The 19928-nt window shown below is 64.1% G+C and carries 16 protein-coding genes; 5 read left to right on the top strand and 11 right to left on the bottom strand.

Annotated features, from left to right (window positions below; translation table 11 throughout):
* Positions 1-45: 45 nt before the first annotated feature.
* The gene (locus tag SPYCA_RS18680; protein ID WP_120222541.1) at positions 46-432 is read left to right on the top strand and encodes a TlpA family protein disulfide reductase; all 387 of its coding nucleotides are present in this window, start codon (positions 46-48) and stop codon (positions 430-432) included.
* On the opposite strand, the gene SPYCA_RS18675 is transcribed toward SPYCA_RS18680, so the two are convergent.
* From SPYCA_RS18675 to SPYCA_RS18665, 4 genes are all read right to left on the bottom strand, one after another.
* Entirely contained in the window at positions 429-854 is a 426-nt protein-coding gene (locus SPYCA_RS18675) for a hypothetical protein (RefSeq protein ID WP_037515557.1), read from the bottom strand. The two genes, SPYCA_RS18680 and SPYCA_RS18675, sit on opposite strands and share 4 nt — an antisense overlap.
* A gap of 83 nt (positions 855-937) precedes the next feature.
* Positions 938-1069, bottom strand: a complete 132-nt coding sequence (locus SPYCA_RS19745; RefSeq protein ID WP_255490614.1) for a hypothetical protein — start codon at positions 1067-1069, stop codon at positions 938-940.
* On the bottom strand, positions 1066-1404 hold the full coding sequence (locus SPYCA_RS18670; RefSeq protein ID WP_120222540.1) for a hypothetical protein: 339 nt from the start codon (positions 1402-1404) through the stop codon (positions 1066-1068). The genes SPYCA_RS19745 and SPYCA_RS18670 overlap by 4 nt, the downstream gene beginning before the upstream one ends.
* Before the next feature lie 62 nt (positions 1405-1466).
* Positions 1467-3620 carry an FAD-dependent oxidoreductase gene (locus SPYCA_RS18665; RefSeq protein WP_120222539.1) on the bottom strand — a complete coding sequence of 718 codons (2154 nt, stop codon included), beginning with the start codon at positions 3618-3620 and terminating at the stop codon, positions 1467-1469.
* A gap of 66 nt (positions 3621-3686) precedes the next feature.
* Between SPYCA_RS18665 and SPYCA_RS19365 the strand changes: the two genes are divergently transcribed.
* Entirely contained in the window at positions 3687-3896 is a 210-nt protein-coding gene (locus SPYCA_RS19365; RefSeq protein ID WP_159832243.1) for a hypothetical protein, read from the top strand.
* Here SPYCA_RS19365 and SPYCA_RS18655 read toward each other — a convergent pair.
* From SPYCA_RS18655 to SPYCA_RS18635, 5 genes are all read right to left on the bottom strand, one after another.
* Positions 3869-4474 (bottom strand): sigma-70 family RNA polymerase sigma factor, encoded by a 606-nt coding sequence (locus tag SPYCA_RS18655; RefSeq protein ID WP_120222537.1) that lies wholly within the window; start codon positions 4472-4474, stop codon positions 3869-3871. The two genes, SPYCA_RS19365 and SPYCA_RS18655, sit on opposite strands and share 28 nt — an antisense overlap.
* The gene (gene nrtS / locus SPYCA_RS18650) at positions 4475-4672 is read right to left on the bottom strand and encodes a nitrate/nitrite transporter NrtS (RefSeq protein ID WP_202600542.1); all 198 of its coding nucleotides are present in this window, start codon (positions 4670-4672) and stop codon (positions 4475-4477) included.
* 26 nt (positions 4673-4698) lie between these two features.
* Complete coding sequence (locus tag SPYCA_RS18645; protein WP_159832241.1) at positions 4699-5811, bottom strand: FAD-dependent oxidoreductase; 1113 nt, start codon at positions 5809-5811, stop codon at positions 4699-4701.
* An 863-nt stretch (positions 5812-6674) separates the two neighbouring features.
* Positions 6675-7790: an IS110 family transposase gene (locus SPYCA_RS18640; protein ID WP_004206949.1), complete on the bottom strand. Its 1116-nt coding sequence runs from the start codon at positions 7788-7790 to the stop codon at positions 6675-6677.
* 94 nt (positions 7791-7884) lie between these two features.
* A complete protein-coding gene (locus SPYCA_RS18635) occupies positions 7885-10842 on the bottom strand; it encodes a Tn3 family transposase (protein WP_031286087.1) in 2958 nt (985 codons plus the stop codon).
* A gap of 139 nt (positions 10843-10981) precedes the next feature.
* Here SPYCA_RS18635 and SPYCA_RS18630 point away from each other — a divergent pair, with 139 nt between their 5' ends.
* The 3 genes from SPYCA_RS18630 (at position 10982) to SPYCA_RS18620 (ending at position 13689) form a co-directional block, all read left to right on the top strand.
* Complete coding sequence (locus SPYCA_RS18630; protein ID WP_004213210.1) at positions 10982-11533, top strand: recombinase family protein; 552 nt, start codon at positions 10982-10984, stop codon at positions 11531-11533.
* On the top strand, positions 11530-12315 hold the full coding sequence (locus SPYCA_RS18625) for an SDR family NAD(P)-dependent oxidoreductase (protein WP_120222534.1): 786 nt from the start codon (positions 11530-11532) through the stop codon (positions 12313-12315). Before SPYCA_RS18630 ends, SPYCA_RS18625 begins: the two co-directional genes overlap by 4 nt.
* A 202-nt stretch (positions 12316-12517) precedes the next feature.
* Positions 12518-13689 (top strand): IS3 family transposase gene (locus tag SPYCA_RS18620; RefSeq protein ID WP_095387322.1). Its coding sequence is split into 2 segments (ribosomal slippage): positions 12518-12782 and positions 12782-13689, totalling 1173 coding nucleotides; the frame shifts between segments, so codons are not numbered across the junction.
* A gap of 31 nt (positions 13690-13720) precedes the next feature.
* On the opposite strand, the gene SPYCA_RS18615 is transcribed toward SPYCA_RS18620, so the two are convergent.
* Positions 13721-16912 (bottom strand): UvrD-helicase domain-containing protein, encoded by a 3192-nt coding sequence (locus SPYCA_RS18615; RefSeq protein ID WP_120222533.1) that lies wholly within the window; start codon positions 16910-16912, stop codon positions 13721-13723.
* Positions 16912-19560: a PD-(D/E)XK nuclease family protein gene (locus SPYCA_RS18610; RefSeq protein WP_120222532.1), complete on the bottom strand. Its 2649-nt coding sequence runs from the start codon at positions 19558-19560 to the stop codon at positions 16912-16914. The genes SPYCA_RS18615 and SPYCA_RS18610 overlap by 1 nt, the downstream gene beginning before the upstream one ends.
* Positions 19561-19928: the final 368 nt, after the last annotated feature.

The following is a 19928-nucleotide window of genomic DNA, read 5'->3' as shown; positions in this document are numbered from 1 at the left end:
CCGGCGCGCGGCCCCGGGCGTATTGATGACGAAGGAGATGCGTATATGGCGCCCATCTGGCCCGCGCTTGGAATTCTGCTCGCCGCAACCCCGGGCGCCGTGAGCGCGGCTTCCGCAAGCCCCACGGCCTTCGACGCGGTCCGATTCACCGAGGCGCAACGCGAAGGACGAACCATCGTCGTCGAAACCTATGCGCCCTGGTGCCTGCCATGCCGCGTGCGCGGCCCCGTCCTGTCGGGGCTGCTGCAGCGCGAACGGTACCGCGACACCCTCTTCTTGCGCATCGGCGAAAAGACGACCGATGCCGATTGGAAACGGATCGGTGCGAAGCGCTATGGCATGCTCCACATCTACAAAGGCTCGCTGCGCGTCGCGGCAAGCGCCGCGACGCGTGAGGACGAGATTGTGGCGATGCTCGAACGCGCCCGCTAGCCGCGCCGCGCCAGCATGCGATCGAGCGCAATCCGGTCTTCGTCGCGAAAAGCGAGCAGCACGAGGGTCGCGCCGGCGACCGCGAGGGACGGAAAGAAAAGGACCTGGCTGCTGTCACGATCAAGGAGCCAGAGACCGAGGGGGTCGAGCAGATATTTCCATATCGAAAGCGCCCCCGTCACCAGAATGACCGCTTGCGCTGTATAGGCGAACCGGCGGAAGAGCCCGAGAATCGTGAGCAATCCGACGACCAGCAGGATCGCGCCCCAGACGAGCTGGATCGTATCGCTGGCGCCGAGCCCGGCATAATATTTGACGCTGACGCCCGCGCCCTTGTCGGGGCTGGCGAGGCGGATCATGCCCCACACGACGAGCAGCAATCCGGTTCCGATCCGGAGCAAGAGCAGCGATTGGGCTTTCATCGGTCGTCCTTCTTTTCGAGATTGAGCGCACCTTCGCGCGCTTGGGCGGGGGCCGGATGCCCGGCCCCCGCCCGCCTAGAGTCTTAGCAGCACGGCAAACCGCAGCACGCGGCAAGCGCGCAGCAGGCCTGGACCACGGCCACAGGAGCCGCCGCATAGGCGGTTCCCGAAGACAGCAGCGCCGTGATGGCGATAAGTTTTGCAGCAAATTTCATGTCAATTCTCCTGATGTCGATTTGTTGAAGTCGGATATCGCGAAGCCGCGCGGCGGGGGAACGGGTGGATTTCGCGTCAAGGAATTCAAGCGAACCGCCGCATCGCGCTCGGTGAAGGCAAGTGGCGCCGGCGCGTCCGGTTGTGGGTTGGCGGGGAGAATTGCGGCCGAACAGGCGCGCTTGCACGCCATCGAGGCTTGCTCACAGCCGTCAGGCAGAGGGCAGCCGCTTTCGCAGCATTGCGCGCTGGATATGGCATCAAAACCGCTTGCGGGCATCACCGTGGCGGTCACGCCTGCAAACAGGATCAGCAAAAGGAAAAACAGGCCGCGCATCTTTGCAGGTTCGAAGCCTTTTCCCGCACGGTTACACCGCTGCGACAATTTCCCGTCACGCCTCATCCGCGCCGCCAGTCATGATAGCGCCCGACCAGCTTGAGGAGGCGCTCGGGCGCATGCGCCCGCTTCCACTCGCCCGCGGCATATTTGTTCGCCTCGGCCATCGTCGGATAGGTGTGGATGGTCCCGAGAATCTTTCCGAGGCCCAGACCATGCTTCATGGCGAGCACATATTCGGCAAGCAGTTCGCCGGCATGTTCGCCAACGATCGTGACCCCGAGGATCCGGTCCTTGCCCGGCGGGGTCAGGACCTTGACGAAACCCGTTGTCGCCGAGTCCGCGATCGCGCGGTCGAGTTCGTGGAGCGGATAGCGTGTGACTTCGAAAGCAACGCCCTTCTCGATCGCCTCGGCCTCGCTGAGCCCGACGCGAGCGACTTCGGGGTCGATGAAGGTCGTCCACGGGATGACGCGATAATCCGCCTTGAAGCGCCGGAACTGGCCGAACAGCGCGTTGACGCTGGCGTACCAGGCCTGGTGCGCCGCGCTATGCGTGAACTGATAGGGTCCGGCGACATCGCCCGCGGCATAGATATTGGGATAGACGGTCGCGAGATATTCGTCGGTGACGACGGTGCGCTGCGTTTCGATGCCGATATCCTCGAGCCCATAGCCCGACAGGCGCGCCTTGCGCCCGACCGCGACGATCAGCGCGTCGAATGCGATCGCGCGTTCGCCGCTGGCATCGCGAACGATCAGGTGCCGATCGCCCTCGGTCCCTTCGACGCGCAAGGCTTCATGCCCGGTCAAGACCTCGACGCCAGCGCCTTCGAGCGCATCGCGCGCCAGCTGCGACACCTCATCGTCCTCGCGCGGCAGCAGACGAGCGCCGCGTTCGACCTGCGCGACGTCGGCGCCGAGCCGCGCGAAAGCCTGAGACAGTTCCGAACCGATCGGCCCGCCGCCCAGGATGATGATGCGCTGCGGCATGGTGTCACGCGCAGCAAATTCCTCCCACAGCGTATCGCTGGTCAGATACCCCGAGTCGGCAAGCCCAGGCAGATCGGGGACGACCGGCTCCGCCCCTGCCGCGACGACGATCGCGCGCGTCGTGAGCCGCTGGATTTCGCCGTTATTGCGCGCGATTTCGACCGTCCAGGGATCGACGATCCGGGCATAGCCTTGCACCACATCGACCCCAAGCTCGGTGTAGCGTTCGACGCTGTCGTGCGGCTCGATCGCTGCGATGATGTCGTGGATGCGCTGCATCACCGAGCGGAAACGGATCTGCGGCGACGCCGACACAAGTCCGTAACGGTCCGCATGCCGCATCTGCTCGGCAATGCGCGCCGACTTGATCAGCGCCTTCGACGGCACGCATCCATAGTTGAGGCAATCGCCGCCCATTTTTGACGCCTCGACGAGCGTCACCTTCGCCTTCACCGTCGCCGCGATATAGGAGGATACCAGTCCCGCCGCGCCAGCGCCGATCACGACGAGATTGCGATCGAAGCGGCGCGGGCGGTTGAAGCGCGCATATACGCGGCGACGCTTGATCGCCGCCATGATCCACTTGCCGATCCAGGGCAGCAGCCCGAGCGCGGCGAAGGAGGCGAGCAGGCCCGGCGAGGCGATGTCGGACAGCGCATCGATGCGCGCGAGCTGGGTGCCTGCATTCACATAGATGATGGTCCCGAGGAACATGCCGAGCTGGCTGACCCAGAAATAGGTGACGGTGCGGATCGGCGTCAGCCCCATCAGCAGATTGACCGCAAAGAAAGGAAAGACCGGCACGAGCCGCAGCGAGAACAGATAGAAGGCGCCGTCGCGGGCGATGCCCTCATTGACGCGCCGTAGCCGGTCGCCGAAGCGTGCCTGGACGGCGTCGCGGAACAGATAGCGCGAGGCGAGAAACGCGAAGGTCGCGCCGATCGTCGAGGCAAAGGAGACGATCAGCGTCCCCCAATAGAGACCGAAAATCGCCCCTGCGGCGAGCGTCAATATCGCCGCGCCGGGGACCGAAAGCGCTGTCAACACGACATAGACAAGGAAGAACAGCCCCGCCACAAGCAGCGGGTTGGCGCGAAAATAGCCGTCGATCGCCGCCTGCTGCGATTTCAGGGCCTCGAGCGTCAGCCAGTCGCCAAGGTCGAAATGCACCCATGCGGCAAGCGCCAGCACGAGCAGCAGCAGCAGGACGAAACGCTTGTTCATGATCTTCCTTCCGGCGGGAGGCCTTTGGCGAGATTGGTCGCACGAGACGGGCAATGCTTACACAGCATGATCATCCTCTTGCTCCGCGAGGCGTTTCGCGGCCTCGCCAAGGAGCGGGAGCTGCCGTTCGAAATTGGCGCAGTGGCGGCACATGCCCGCGTGCAGCCGCAGCTTCATGCGCTCCGAAAAGCTGAGATCGCGCTCGCGGCGCTGCGACATCAGGAATGTCGTATCGTGGCAATTGAGCATCATCGCACTGCCTCCGCAAACCAGTGATGCTGGAGACAGGCGCGCAGCGCGAGCCGCGCGCGGTGCATGATGACATGGATATTCCCGCTGGTGAGCCCGAGCTCGTCGCAAATTTCGTCGGTAGCCAGTTCGACCACCTCGCGCATCATGAACACCTGCCCCTGCTGGGCCGGCAGCCGGTTGAGGCAGGCGTCGAAGATGGCGAGGAACTGGTCGCTGTGCAGCCCCGCCTCGGGATCTTCCCATGCTGCGGGCCGCGCCGCCTCGCGCCACATGCCGCGCTCGTCGAACAGCGCCGGAAGCGTGCCGCCATCCTCCTCGGCTGCCATCTCGCTTGCCCCGAGCGGCCGGCGTCGGCGCTGGCGCAAGAGGTCGGCGATCTTGTTCTTCAGAATCGCGATCACCCAGGTCTTGAGCGCCGCCTCGCCGCGAAATTGATCGCCGTTGCGCAACGCCGCGGCGAGCGCTTCCTGTACGGCATCCTCGGCCTCGTCGTCACTGCCGAGCTGGAGACGCGCGAAACGAAGCAGGTCGCCGCGCACGCGCGCAACAAACGCCGGATCGATCGGCGTTGATGATGGACGCGGTTGCGGCGGGCGCTTCATTCAGCCCTCCATCACCTGGCAAACACGCGCCGCACTGTAACTGGCGACGAGGAACGGCACCGCATAGTTGAGCGCAAGACGCGGCCAATCGATGCCGACGCCAGTCCAGATCGAGGAGCCCTGGTTGATGACATTGAGGATGGTGCCGACGACGGCGGACACGCGCAGGGCATTGGCGACCACGGGGCGCGCCATCATATGTTGAAGCAAAGCCGCGACCCCCTTCATGAGCGAAACTGCCCGAACCCGGCGTAGCGCTCGACGAAGCGGCGGTCGATCCAATCCTTGAGCCGCCAGACCAGATGTCCCCCGGCGGTCAGTTTTCCCCATGACAGGATGGCGCGCCTGTCGCCGGTTGCCAGCAGATAAAGGGTTCGACGCCGCGGGATATAGTCGTGCATCGGCGTACCGGCCAGCGCCGCTTTCAAATTGGCGGCGATCACCGGACCGGCCTTCACCGCATGGACCCCCGAGCGCTCGACACGGCGGTCGCTTCGAGAAACAATGTCGCCCGCCGCGAAGATGTCAGGGTGCGACACGCTACGAAGGTCCGAACCGACCGCGACAAATCCGCCCTCGCGCACCGCGAGACCGGTATCGGCGATCCAGTCGGGGGGGCGGCTTCCGGTCGCCGCGATGACCGCGTCGCAAGCCAACATCGTCCCGTCGGGCAGCATCAGGCCGTCGGGCGCGCCTGCCGCATGTCCCTCGTGGAAAGCAATACCGCGAGCGCGAAGGACGTCGCCTGCCCGGCGGCGGACCTCCTCGCTGTGGCCGGCGAGCAAAGCGTCGCGCGGCGCAACCAATATCACTTTGGTCGTTCCGCCGATCTGGCGGCGCAGCGACCGCTCGGCGGCGAGCGCAAGTTCGACCCCTGCGGCGCCGCCGCCAACCACCGCGACGCGCGTCAGCGTGCGCCCTTGCCTTCCCGCCACAAAGGCTTCCCAACGGGCCATGAAAGGCAGAACGGGACGGACCGGCAGCAGGCGGTCACCAAGTGCCGCCAGATGCGAAACATCGCTTTCGCCGCCGGTGGCAAGCGACAGCAGATCGAAGCCGAGGCGCACTTCGGTCGAAAGATCGAGGAGATGCCGTTCGGGATTGAGGCCGACGACGTCGGCGATCACCAGCCGCGCACCGGCCAGCCGCGCGAGCGGTTCAAGATCGATCGTGAGCGCCTCTGCCGGGTAATCCCCGGCCATCCAGCCGGGGAGCATGCCCGAATAGGCGGTCTGGCGATGCGACGTCACGAGCCAGCGCTCGGTGCCCTCGGGCGGCACACCGATCCAGTCGGCGAGCACCGCGAGATGGGCATGACCGCCACCTGCGAGGACCATCCTTATTGTCATTCCACTTGCCGCCCCTTGCCTTCATTGCCTTCATTGCCTCGTCACATGCCTTGGTCGCTGCGGACAGCGATATCTTACACGGGAGGCCAAAGATTATTGCCCGCATCCCAAGCGCGGGTCGCGCGGCTTGGATGCTGGCAGTCATATCCCGGACGGGGGACGGGAGACGTCGCGGGGCGCGGCGACCGGTAGGGGGGATGGGACCGGGTACGCTGCAAATGTCTGCCAGCATCCGCGGCGACCCAGGGCTCCCCTGGGGGTGGCGGCTGCCGGATGCGAGGGCTTCGAATGACCCATTTTGGACTTACGCACGGCAGCCAGTTTGGCCGTTCGCGCGCAGGCTGCTCCCGGCACATGCTGATATCCCATTCGTGCCCGGGCAGGCGCCGGTTACAATCTCCCGTCATTTAATTGGCGTCGCGGCGCCAGGACTGGCATGGAAATCGGCGTTTGACGGCGCGGGGCCGCAATTCGGGGAGGAATGGACCGTGGCGAGATCGAAATGGGGGCCGGTGAGAGGATGGTCGAAAACGTACGCTCTCATGACTGCCATCCGAGACGCTGGCCGAGTTTACTCCTTCGCTGGCCTCGAGACCAGCGGTCGCATTGACCTTGGCGGGTGTGCCGCGGGCGCCTGATCGACGACGATTGATCATGCTCTCATCCGCGGGTTGATTACCGCACTACCCGTATCCGTCGCTGGGCCTATCCTCCGTCTAAGTTCGGGCGTCGGACGAACCTGCCCCACCGTACACCGTGGATTGCCCATCACAGTCGGGTGCCCGCGGCACGCCGGCCAAGGCTATGCAGTTGGTGCGCTGGCGCCTCCTCTCGTTAATGTCGTGGGTGGATCAGCCGGCTATCGCCGGCGACACCCGACGGGCGATGTCCCAGGCATAGCCGACCAGTTCACGCGCGATCGCGGTGGTCACCTTGGGCTGAGGCTTGCCCGTGGCCGCCAGGCGACGGTAGCGCTGGCACAGGCGAACCTGCGCTTTCCACCCGATCGCCTGGATGTCCTCGGACAAGTCGATGACCCGCTCACGGTAGCGTCGTTCCTCGCGAGCGGGCAGTCGATACGACCAGCCCGCCTCAATCAGCATGGTTCGTGCCTGCGCGTTGCCCGCGCGGGTGATCCGGCCCCGTTTGGTCCGAGCGCCGCTGGAGTGCTCGGACGGCACCAAGCCGACATACGCCATCAGTTGCTTGGGATTGTCGAAGCGGGTGAGATCGCCTACTTCAGCGACCAGCGTCGCAGCGCTGACCAGCCTGATACCGCGCAGGACCTGTAGATTGCGGACCAGCGGCGCAAAACACCATGCGTCCACCGCTTCAGTCAGCGCCGCTTCTAAGCGCCCAACCCGTGCCTGCGCCTCCAGCACCCGCTTCTGCATTTCCTCGAATGCCAGCTGTTGGTGGGGAAAATCGAACCGCTGCTCGGACAACCACCGCCAGTACATTTTCGTCCAGGCCGCCTTGCCGCCGAAACGACGATCATGACGCAACAGGAAGCTGCGCACTGTCTGCTTGGCTCCGATGGCATCATCTTGCGCGCTGCGTCGCGCGCGGATGAGATCGCGTACCGCCTCGTGCGCTTCGTCCGGTATCCAGATTGCGGTGAGTTCGCCAGCGCGTAGCAGCCGCGCCAGGGTCATCGCGTCACGCCGGTCCGTCTTTACATGGTCACCCGGGCGCCGCGGCATCATCGAGGGGGCGATGACGATGCAATTCTGTCCCAGCTTCGTCAGCAGCCGATGCAAGCCATACCCGCAGGGACCAGCTTCGTAGCAGACGTTCAACGTCACGCCCGGTCCAGTCAGCCGCTTGACCAGCTTCCTGATCGCATCGTCCTCGTTGGCGACCGTGCCGACGAAACGCACCTCGCCTCCGCGTTCCCCATCGGCAACCGCGACCGCAATGGTTTCCTTATGAACGTCCAGACCAACGTATTTCACCGTCTCCGTCATGACTCGTCTCCGCTGCTGACAAATCCATCATCAGCATGGGGTGACTACACGAAAGTGACGTATCTGCACGGAAAGGGCGAACGGATAGCGAACGTCACGCGGCAAGTAGGGAGTTGACGGCGCGCAGCGGTCGCAAGGCGTCCGGATCGGGTTGATCTTCAACATTCCAGCTATAGTCACCGGTCAGCGAGATATGCTCCCAGCCCAATGGCGCGATGTGGCGTGCGATTTCGTCGGCTGTGCCGATGTCCGCCAGCGCCATTTCGAGATAGCGAGTGTTCCACAAGATGATGGCGGCGACGAGCAGGTTGAGGCCGGAGGCGCGATAGGTCTGGTTCTCGAACCGACGATCGCGCAGTTCGCCGAGCTGGTTGAAGAAGAGCGCGCGGGCGAGCGCGTTGCGGGCTTCGCCTTTGTTGAGGCCCGCCTGGGTGCGCCGGCGCAGGTCGATGTCGCGCAGCCAGTCGAGCATGAAAATGGAGCGTTCGAGGCGGCCCAGCTCGCGTAGTGCGAGGGCCAGTCCGTTCTGTCGCGGATAGGCGGACAAGCGGCGCAGCATTGCCGAAGCAGTGACGGTGCCGGTGCGGATCGACGTGGCGAACCGCAGCAGTTCGTCCCAATGCGCCGCGACATGACCCAATGCGATCGGTTCGGCCGTCATGCCGGCAAGCAAGGGGCCGGATTCTTGGCCGGGAAGGAGGTGTAAACGACGCTCCTTGATGTCGCGCAGGCGCGGCGCGAAGCGGTAGCCGAAGAAGGGCATGAGGCCGAACACATGGTCCGATGCCCCGCCCGTATCGGTGTAGTGCTCCTCGATCGTCAGGCCGGTCTGGTGATACAGCAAGCCATCCAGCACATAGGGCGCTTCGCCAGCGGTCGCCGCGATCACCCGACTTGCGAAGGGGTCATATCGATCCGAGACATGGGTGTAGAAGGCAACGCCTGGTTCGTTGCCGCTGCGCGCGTTGATGTCGCCGATCGCGGCCCCACGGCCCCCGGCATGAAATTGCTGTCCGTCGCTCGACGAAGTGGTGCCGTCTCCCCACAGCGCGGCGAGCGGCATGGCGCGATGGGCGTCGATCAGCCTTCCCAACGCTTCGCCATAGGCGGCTTCGCTGATGTGCCAGTCGTGAAGATGGGCGAGCTGACGCAGACTTGCGCCCCGGCAGGTTTCCGCCATGCGTGTGAGGCCGAGATTGATGCCATCGGCGAGGATGACCGTGAGCAGCGCATTGCGATCGTCGGCTTCCCGGCCCGAACGACGATGGATGAAGCATTCGCTGAACCCGGTCCAGGCATCGACCTCCAGCAGAAGATCGGTGATCTTCACGCGCGGCAGTCGATCATAGGCGGCGCGACGGGCAATCTCGGTGGCGGGCGGTGTTGCCGCCTTCAGCGGCGAGATGATGAGACCGTTTTCGTCAAGCTTAACCTGGGGCAGCTCCCCTTGCCGTGCAAGGACCGTTACCTGCTCGATCGCCGTGTCGAGCCTGGTGCGCCGTTCCTCGATATGGCGCTCGAAATCCGTTTCGATGGCGAGCGGCAACGGCCCCTTCTCGCGCAGCGCCGCAAAGGTCGCCGGCGGTATGAGATAGCTGTCGAAATCGCGAAACTGCCGGCTTCCCGCGACCCATATATCCCCGGCTCGCAACCGCTCGCGTAGTTGCGACAAGGCGCATAGTTCATAAGCGGCACGATCAACGATGCCATCCCGCAGGACGAACGGGCGCCATGCGGGCGGCACAAAGCGTAGCGGCACGCGATCAGGCAAGCGCCGTTTGCCGGTCCGATATAGCTCCGCGATGATGGCCAGCGCTGACAGGAGCCCCTGAACCGCGCCGGCGCCGCGAAACTCGAAGGCGTTGAGAAAAGCGCCGACAAAGAGCTTCACCGTCCGATGCCGCTCGATCAATTCGGCGGTGCGATCGACGGTTTCCGGTCGCCCGAGCACTTCGGCCTGCTCGACGGCCACGGCGAAGTGCTGCCAGTCCAGCGCCTCGATCTGCGCCAGAGAATCCACGCCCTTGCTGCGCGCGTCGATGAGGAGGCGGCAAGACCCCGTGAGCGTCCGGAGGTGGCCTTGCAACTCGCGCACCGTCTTGAGGGCTTTGTCGCGGGTCCGGTTCTCGGCGCGGCGCGCCATGCTGCCCAACAGCTTGTCGAACATCGTCAGGGTGGCGTCGGTCAGGCTTTCCTCAAGCCGGATGCCGGTTGCCGCCAGCGTCGCATGGCGGCGCAGGGCATTGAGTTCGCCAAGGTGCTGGGGTGTGATGCGGCTGCCTTCGTCCGCCAGCCTGTCAAAAGTCAAAGCCGGGATCATGTCGGCACGGGCGCGATCGAGGCCCAGCGCGCGGATATAGGCGAGCCGTTCGATCAGGCGCAGGATGTTGCGCGCTGCCGGCGATTGTGGCGCATTGCGCATCCAGGATAGCCATGTCGCGACCTGCCCCGGTCGTCGGGCCAGCAAATCGTCCAGGCCCTGAAGGGTGTCAGGCAGCAGGCCATTCGTGAGCACTTCATAGGTAAGCTGTTCGGCTTGCTGGCGCGCCCGCCGCAGCACCGCTTCGAGAATCGACGGAGAAGGCAGGAGGATCTGCAGGCGCCGGAGTTCATCGACGATGACGTCTGCCATCTGGCCGGGGTGTATGATGGTCTGCGCGATTGGGACCGAGAAGGCGACAACTTCACGGAAAGCGTTGCGGTCAAAAATCCTGAACCCGTGCGATCGTCGGATTTCGACGAGATGCTCGCGACGGGTCTGGTCCCGATGGGCATAATCCGCGAAGGCTGCCGGCGCGACGCCGAGTTGCTGCGCCACATAGGCGAGCACAGGAGCGGGCGGGACTTCGCCCGCTTCCAGCGCACGGCCAGGCCATCTCATATATAGCATGAGCATCGCATAGCCGAGCCGGGTGGCATCGCCGCGACGGCGGCCGACAATTTCCAGGTCGTCGCTGGTCAGCGTATAATGACGCGCGATCTCGCGCTCATCGAGCGGCGCGCCATAATGCCTCGCCCAGATTTCCAGGCTCACCAGTCGCCGTCTCGCCAAGCATCATCTCCTTCGCTTTGCGTGTCCGTCAGACGGTCCTCTGGCGGCCAACAGGAATATGTCCGTTAACTCTGGACCTGTAACGGCGATTCGGACAAGATCGCATAATGACGGGAAAACGGACAGGATCGGGCATCATGTGGCGCTGATCGGCTATGCGCGCGTCTCGACCGCAGACCAGAAGCTGTCGCTCCAGCTTGACGCGCTGAACACTGCCGGGTGCGACCGTATATTCGACGATCACGCATCCGGGGCAAAAGCCGATCGGCCTGGCCTAACCGAAGCGCTCGCCTATTTGCGCCCCGGCGACACGCTGGTGGTCTGGAAACTCGACCGCCTCGGCCGCTCGATGAGCCACCTGATCGAGAAGGTCGGCGAGCTTGCGGCGCGCGGCATCGGGTTCCGCTCACTCACCGAGAATATCGACACCACCACTTCGGGCGGCATGCTGGTGTTCAACATCTTCGGCTCGCTGGCCCAATTCGAGCGTGACCTGATCCGTGAACGCACTCATGCCGGCCTCAAGGCCGCACGCGAGCGGGGCAACAAGGGTGGTCGCCGGCCTGTCGTTACCCCCGACAAACTACGTAAAGCGCGGGCGCATATCGCAGCGGGCCTCACTGTTCGTGAGGCGGCGGCCCGGCTTAAGATCGGCAAAACCGCCCTATACAAGGCTCTGGAAAACGCGTGAAACCGCTGGCGATCAAGAACTCGTGGGTGCTGGTCACAGGGGCTTCGACCGGTTTGGGCAGAGCGTCCGCCCTCCGCTTGGCGGCATCGTACCAGGCCAAGCCCCTGATTGTTGGACGAAGGCTCGACAACTTGCGGGAGCTACAGACCGAAATTGACGAGCGGTTCAATGTGCCGTGCGAGATTATAGTGGCTGATCAACGTGAAATCGAGGGCAGGGAGAAAATCGCGGCTAAGGTTGCAGAATTGCAAGTAACAGCCGCTTTGTTGGTTGCCGGAATGACGAGCGTTGGTTCATTTGATGCAGGCCGTGCCGACACTTATGCCGAGGTAATTGAAACAAACATACTCGGTTTCACGGATTTGCTGGCTCGCCTGATTGCGATTTTCAGGGAGCAGCCGTTTGAATCCTCAGTAATCGCCGTGTCGAGCCTGGAGGGCGAAACATCCGTGCCCTTCCAAGCGGTCTACGGCGCGTCGAAAGCCTATGTGAGCACCCTCATGCGAGCGCTTTCCGTGGAGCTTGCCGGGACGGGAGTGAGTGTTGGGTCTTTTGCACCCGGTGGAATCGACACAGACATGGCTGCCCTCAGCGATTTGAAGTGGGGGAGGTTGGGTTTGATGGACGTTGACCGGTGCGCGGCCCATGCAGTCCACGCTCTGGTTTATCGGCAATCCTTCGCCATACCGGGGATGGGCAACCAGCTCACATATTTGGCGAGCAGGGTTCTACCTCGATCGTTGGTCAATCGGATTGCCGCCCTCCCATATCGGCGCCCGTAGGGCGGCACCACATAAAAGGGGCAGGAAAGCCTGCGAATAGCATCTGCTGGCATCGTACCGGATTTGTTCGCCCTTAGCGTGCAGATACGTCACTTTCGTGTAGTCACCCCATCAGGAACGCCGATCTCAGGTTGACGTTTGATCTGCCCCCTTCTGAGTGGTCCAAAATTGATGATATTTTGGACGACGAAGGAGATATAGAATGCCGAGCAAGAAGCATCGCCCGGAAGAGATTATCGGCAAGCTACGTGAGGCGGAGGTTGTGCTTGCGCAGGGCGCTACGACCGCCGAGGCGTGTCGTCGGATCGCGATCAGCGAGCAGACCTATTATCGGTGGCGCAAGGAATATGGCGGCCTGAAGACCGATCAGGCGCGTCGGATGAAGGATCTGGAGAAGGAGAATGCGCGGCTTCGTCGTGCGATCTCGGACCTGACGCTGGACAAGCTGATCCTGCAGGAGGCTGCCCGGGGAAACTTCTGAGCCCCGCACGCCGCAGGCGCTGTATCGACCACATCAGAATGATGATGCCGGTGTCCGAGCGGCGGCTGTGCCGCGTGCTCGGGCAGCACCGATCGACGCAGCGCAAGGCGCCACGCGGGGCGGATGACGAAGCGGCCCTCACTGAGGATATCATCGCACTGGCCCGGCAATATGGTCGTTATGGCTATCGCCGGGTGACGGCGTTGCTACGCGATGCGGGGTGGCATGTGAACCGCAAGCGGGTTGAGCGTATCTGGCGCCGCGAAGGGCTGAAGGTGCCACAAAGGCAGCCGAAGCGCGGGCGTCTGTGGCTGAACGACGGATCGTGCATCCGGCTGCGGCCAGAATATCCCGGCCATGTCTGGTCCTACGACTTCGTCGAGGGCCGGACGCACGATGGTCGCAAATACCGGATCCTGTCGATCATCGACGAGGCGAGCCGGGAGTGCCTGGCGTTGCCGGTGGCGCGTAAGCTCAAGAGCGACGACGTGCTCGCGGCACTGGCCGAGCTGTTCGTCACGCGTGGGCCGCCGGCGCATATCCGGTCGGACAACGGCCCGGAGTTTATCGCGACGGCGGTGCAGCAATGGCTCGCCCAGATCGGCGTGAAGACGCTGTATATCACGCCCGGATCGCCATGGGAGAATGGCTATTGTGAAAGCTTCAACGGATCCCTGCGCGATGAGCTGCTCAACGGCGAGATCTTCTACTCGCTCGCGGAGGCCCGGATCCTGATCGAGGCTTGGCGGCGGCATTACAACACCGTCCGGCCGCACAGCTCGCTGGGATATCGACCACCGGCGCCGGAGGCCGTTCCATCGCCAGTGTCGCCCGCCGGTTCCGCTTCGCTCCACCTGCGGCCAACACTGGCGATGGACGCGTCAATGCACTAACAATCCCAGTGGACCACTCGGTGGGGGCCGGTCAGACAACACCGAACGTCGCTAGTTCGATGTCATCGTCCTCGCTGATGCCATAGACCGGAAGCTCGGGGATCAGACGCGGCCGCAACGCAGCGATCTCCCGCATTGCCAGCGTACGCAAGACCGTGCCTGCCATCTCGTCCGGTGAGAGGCCAGCGCCCGCGTCGGTGCCGGGCTCGCGTTCAAGCGCCCGGACCAGATCCCCCGCGCGTGCCCTGAGCGCGGTCAGATCGTCTGCGGTCTCGCCAGTCAGCACTTCCTCCAACAGCTTGTGGATGACAAGCCCGCGCTCGCGACCGCCCTGTACCGTGATTAACATTTCGGGCTCGGGCGCGTCTTGGGCAGCGACCACGATCTGCGGTTCGGCGGCCAGCTCAAGCGGTCCATGCGGATCTTCGTCGCTGCTCGGCGCGACCCAGCGCAGCTTCGGCGTCGCCGCGACCACGCGCGCCGCTTCGCCCGCAAAGATCTCGCCCGTCTGATCGTTGTCGGGTTCACTGTCGATCGTATCGAACCCCTCGGGATGATGATCGATCGCAATCACTGGCAAGCCGTCGAGATCGAAATCCATCAAGCCATTCCAGCTGCTCTTCGCTGGCGTCACGTCGAGTTTAGGCAGAACGAGAAGTTCGCGCGCCCGGGTTGCTGCCACATACCATAGACGTAGCCGTTCGCGTTCGCGCTCGGCGACTTCCGCCGCCTTGGCCTCCTCATAGCCAGCGGGCGCTACCCCGAAGAGGGGCAGGAAAATCGTCTTCGTATCGCCATCGATGACGGGATCGCGCACATCGTTGCCCAACGTCATCGTGTTGATAGGCACGACGATCGGCCACTCCAGCCCCTTGGAGGCGTGCATCGTGACCAGCGAAACCGCTTCCTCCTGCGCGTCCGGTCGGCCTTCCGCCGAGCGCGTCTTGCCTTCCCAAGCCGCCGTCATCGCATCGGCAAAGGTTCGCAGTCCGCGGACGCCATAGGGCTGAGCGAGGCTCAGAAAGAGATCGACATTGGCGAGCGGGCGTTCGGCCTGCCCACCATGGCGCTGCAGTAAGACGGGGCGCACGCGCAGCAGATCGACCGCTTCGGCGAGCAATTGGTGAGGCGTAGTGCTGTTGATCCTGCGCCGAAGCGCCTGCAGCTTCTCGACGATGTCACGGGCATGCGGCTCGGAGATCAATTCGGCATCGAGATGGATGGTGAGCCGGGGCAGTGCATCGGGACGCTCGGGATCGCGGGGCTGGCTCCAGACCAGATCGAGCAACTGCTCCTCGGTCAAGCCGACAAGCGGGCCGCGCAGCAGCGCCACGAGCGCGAGGCTGTCGCGGCTGTCGGCAAGCACGCGCGTGATCGCTATGAGGTCCTGCACTTCTTGCCGACGGTAGAATCCTTTGCCCGCCTGAGTCGCGACCGGCACGCCGCGCTTCTCCAGCGCTTCCTCGTAGCGCCACAACTCCGTGCCGCCCGGTGCGAGCAGTGCGATATCGCCTGGCCGACACGGTCGCTTGGTGTCAGTTTTGCGATCGACGATGATCTGGCTGCCGATCAGCCGGCTGCACATCTCCGCGACCGCCTCCGCCTCGCAGTCGCGCTGCACGGCCGACTTGGCTTTGCCGTCCTCGTCGGCGCACGCGACCGGGAGCGCCGCCACGCAAAGGCCCTCGCCATGATCGGGATGGAAGCTGTCGAGTGGGGTGAAGCCTGGCTGGCCCTTCTCCTCGGTAAGGTGCGGGGCGAAGCGATCGTTCACATAGTCGAGAATGGCCGCGCACGACCGGAAATTGGTCGAGATCGACAGCAGATCGAGAGGATTGAGCGCTCGGATCGCCTCACGCGCTCGCACATAGGCGGCGACGTCGGCGCCGCGGAAACGGTAGATCGCCTGCTTAGGATCGCCGACGAGGAACAGTGCACCTGGCCGAATGTGGTATGCCGCCCAGTCGAGCGGATCGGCGTCGGGTGCCGGATCGCCGCACAGCCGCCAAAAGATCTCGGTCTGGAGCGGGTCGGTGTCCTGGAATTCATCAACAAGCACATGAGCGTAGCGACTCGAGAGGGCCGTGCGTACGGAATCATGATCGCGCAAGAGATCGCGGGCGGCAAAGATTAGGTCGTCGAAATCGAGCAGCGCGGCCGCGCGCTTGTAGGCGCGGAAGTCCTCTAGGATTGGCTGGATCGCGGAGAGTAGGTCGGCGAGCACGCGGGACGCCGCACCCTGCAGCATCGCCGCCCAGCTATAAGTACAGGCGAGATGCAATTCCTCGGCGCGCGCGTTTAGCACGCCGCCCTCGGCTTTTGAGAGGCCTGCGACCTTCGCCGCGGTCTCCCACTTCCCTTTCTTCTTGTAGACGCTGAACGTACCCTTTGCGGTGCACAGCGACGGGTGCGGAGTGGATAGCAGAAGCCGGATGAGGGCAGCCGGAGACTGGTCGGTCGGGACCAGCGCCACCGCCGCTGCCATATCGACAAAGGCCTGCGCGCTTGCGATGCTCTCCTCTTCCAGTGCCGGCGTGCCTACGACGAAGGCACGGTAGGCCTTTGCTGCATGATCGAACGCGGTCACTAGCGGAGGGATTGCTGGCACTGGCGGCGGCACCAGCACACGATTGTCGCGCAGCGCCGCAGCTGCCGTCGCAATCAGTTCGGTCGCTTTGCTCGGGTTCTGGAAAACCAGCTCCGCGACTAAGTTCTGGTCGTCGGCATCGAGAGCCTCGCGCAACCACCGGTCGACGATGTCGCCGAAGATCATGTCTGCTTGCGCCGGGTCCATGAGCGACGCACCCGGATCGATGTTTGCCTCGACCGGATAAGGCTTGATCAAGCGCTGGCAGAAGCCGTGGATAGTCGAGCAGGTGATTTCGTCGATCTCGGCCGCCGCCGCGTCAAGATGCGACCGCTGTTCTGCCGAGAGGCCGTCCTGAAGGGCGATCCGCAGCTCACGCGGGATGCGGCCGGCCATCAGTTCGTCAACGAATTCGCGCACGCGGGCGAGCAGTTCGCTCGCCGCCAATTCGGTGAAGGTCACCGCAGCAATCGCCTTGGGTGCTGCGCCACCAGCGAGCAGCAGCGCCAAGCGTCCGGCCATGACTGCCGTTTTGCCCGAGCCGGCGCCGGCTTCGACCAAAATCGAACGATCATGCGCCGTCATCGCGGCGAGGCGGGCGGTTTCGTCCCGCAAGACGGGCTTTGCGTCAGTCATCAGACCGCCTCCCAAACGAGTGCCGCGTCGCCAAGCGTACCGCGGGCCGGTTCGACTTTGCGCGGGCAATAGCCGTTCAGAGCATTGGCCGGGAGCGCGAAGCTTAGATCATCATAGTCGCCGCCATTGTCCTCGCCGATGAGCGCATGGCCGGCGAGCAGGCTGGCGCGAGCCGCGCGAAGATGTCCGGCAAGGTCCTCCAGCACCTCGGCAGGGGCATCGAGGTGACGCGCCTCGGTGTCGCGCGGATAGAGAAGGGCGGCATCGATCTCCACGCCGTCTCCCAGCAGCGCCTTGACCGCATAGGCGTATAGGCAGCGCTGCAACTCCTTGCCGCCTTGCAAGATCACCGGCTTGGACGGCATCCTGCCGCCCTTATAGTCAATTACGCGTGCCTTGGTGGCGTCGCCCGACAGATCGAGACGATCGATGAAGCCAGAGATACGGAAGCCTGTGTCGGCGATTGCGACGGTCGTCGTCGGATCCCAGGGGATTCCGGCGTCGGATTTGACCGCCTGTCCGCCGAACGGTACTTCGGTATAAGTTTTCTGACCCACGAGCGGAGGTTCGAGATGCAGTAGGGCGTTGAGTGCGGTCTGCTTGGCTTCCTCGACCGTGCGCCGCCACACGACTTGCGGCGGCACCGCCTGCTCGTTTTGCCAGCGGCTTGTCACCGCCAAGGCGGCGGTTTTGATCGCGGTGGTGATTTGGTCAGGGCGTGCAGCTGCGAGCCCCCCCTGACCTTCGAGCAGGCGAACGGCATGATCGAGCAAGTCATGGAGAAGGATGCCGCTTTGCCGGGCATCGAGCACCAGCGCCTCCACCGCGCTTTCCGGGGCCCGGACCCCAAGCGCATAGGTCCAGGTGAAGCCAAGCGGGTTGCGCAGCAGCTTGGCAAGCGAGCTTGCCGACTGAACACGTTCGAGCGCCGCCAGCAACGCAGGATGGTTGGGACGCACCAGGCCATCATGAGCGGTGACGACCGAGCGTTGCCAATCCTGCCAGCATGATGTGGCCGAAGCAGCCTGCTGCGTGGCGGCGAAGTCGGCCGGACGCGCCACCAGTCGATCGGTTTCGCTCATCGCGTGCACGGGCCGCCGATTGCGGCGCAAATAGCGGGCCTCGGGCTGGCCGCGCAGCAGGGGGCTCTTGCCGAGTAGGCGACCCTCCCTGTCCCGACGCGGCCGCGACAGCACGACCTGCGCGCCGGTCGTACACAGGATCGTCTCGAAATCACGGCGGTCGGCGGCGGTCACCGGCAGGGGATCAAGCTCGGCTGTCGGGATAATATGATCGGACAGGAGCCGATCTTCTGAGATCCGCCTCGGCCAGCCGGCCGAGGTCAGGCCTAGAAGGCGCACGAACTTGCGCGGCGACGCCGCCAGCGCCGAGGCGGGCATCCACGCCACCGACACGCATGCCTCGCAAGCATCCTCCTGGCGCAAAGCGTCGATCGTGACGTCGATCACTGCCGGGCTTCCCGCAAGCAGCGCCTTGCGCCAGATACGCAGCGCCCCGCCCGACAGGAACGCGCGTCCGATCTCTTCTGCCTGCGCAACACCGCCCGAGAGCATCTCGACAATCGCGCGCAAATCGCCGGCATGATCGATGCCGTCCGGCCAGCGCTCGGCGGCCAGGCTGCTCAGGAGTCGCTCCCAAGCGTCGGGGGAGGACAAGGGTGCCTCGGGCGGCAGAACGCGTTGCCAGCCATCCGGAAGAGCCTTGAATGGGCCTGCGCCTGCCAGCAACGTTGCGAGACGCCGCAGATGCGCCTGGTTGACGCCGCGCACGAGAATGTCGGCAAGCGCGGCGGCGGTCTGGCCGTCGCGAGTGGTCACGACGCGGATGCTATGAACGAAGTGCAGGTCGATATTGGCATCGGCACGCAGCGCCATGAACTCGTCGTCATAGGCGGCGGGTGCGGCGGCTGCGATAGCGATCTCGAACGGCTTGGCCGCTCCGCTAACAATCAGCTCACGCGCCCAGCGCAGCGCCTCAATAGCCTCATGATAGCCATTGGCGGCGCTCACCACCTCGACCCGCGGCGTCGTCGGCTCAGATTGAACAACCTCCACGGCCGATCCCTCGAGCCAGGCCGGGACTGAGCGCGGGCCAGCGTTCCAGCGCACTCGCGTCTTCACAGCCAGCGCGAACAGCAGCACGCGCCAGCATGGTGACAGCTCACTGATACCTTGGATTTGGACCTCGCCGAACAAAGCGGGTGCGTGGTGAATGCGCGCCAATGCTCGCGAGGCTAAATCGACCGGGCGGAGCATCGCGGACGGCAAGACCGCCAGCACGGCCTCCTCCAGCGTCGCCATTGCCGCAAGGCGGGGATGATCGCTGGCGCGTGACGATAGATCGATCCCCGTGCGCCAGACCTTGCGCAGCGTGTCAGCAGTCGCGCCAACCATGCCGGGCAGGAGCTTAATCGCGTCGAGCTCGCCGAGATTAGTGTCCGGTAGCACGCGTTGAATCGCATTGCGCAGCGTCTCGGCGTCGATTGGCTGCGTGAAACCGCCTGCAAGACGCGCCGCCAGTTGCTCGAAAGGCATGACCTGTGTGCCGTGGTGCTGGTGCCGTGCGGCGTCGAGACGGATCTCACGGGATGCGAGACGACCGTGTGCGATATAGGTCTGCCGCTGCATGCAATACTTTCGACTGTGTTCAACGTTCGCAAGAGTAGATGGAAGGGGAGTCGGAAGCAACGCCGCGTGCGTCGAATGCGTGCTTAACTCCTGATCCTGCCTCAGGATTTTCAAGATTCTGGTTGCGATGACCTGATCCCGAGGTTTCCTCCAGTGAGGATTGGAGCGGGACGGTTGTTTGCATTGCCAAGGGGGCATCGCAGAATCTGGTTATAAGCGTACGCTAAGCTCATTTCGTCTGCTTTGCCGCAGTTCAGCAGTTGCTTGTCCGATGAGCTGGATTCCCCTCGTGGCGGCCAGACGAGCTTACTGTTCGGAGCCTCTCGATCGATACGCATAACGCGAAACTGCTGAAACTGGGCAGTAGC

This window comes from Sphingopyxis sp. FD7 (assembly GCF_003609835.1).
In the GTDB taxonomy this organism is placed as follows: Bacteria; Pseudomonadota; Alphaproteobacteria; order Sphingomonadales; family Sphingomonadaceae; genus Sphingopyxis.
The sequence above is the reverse complement of the archived record's forward strand: the minus strand, read 5'-3'. Positions and strand labels throughout refer to the sequence as shown.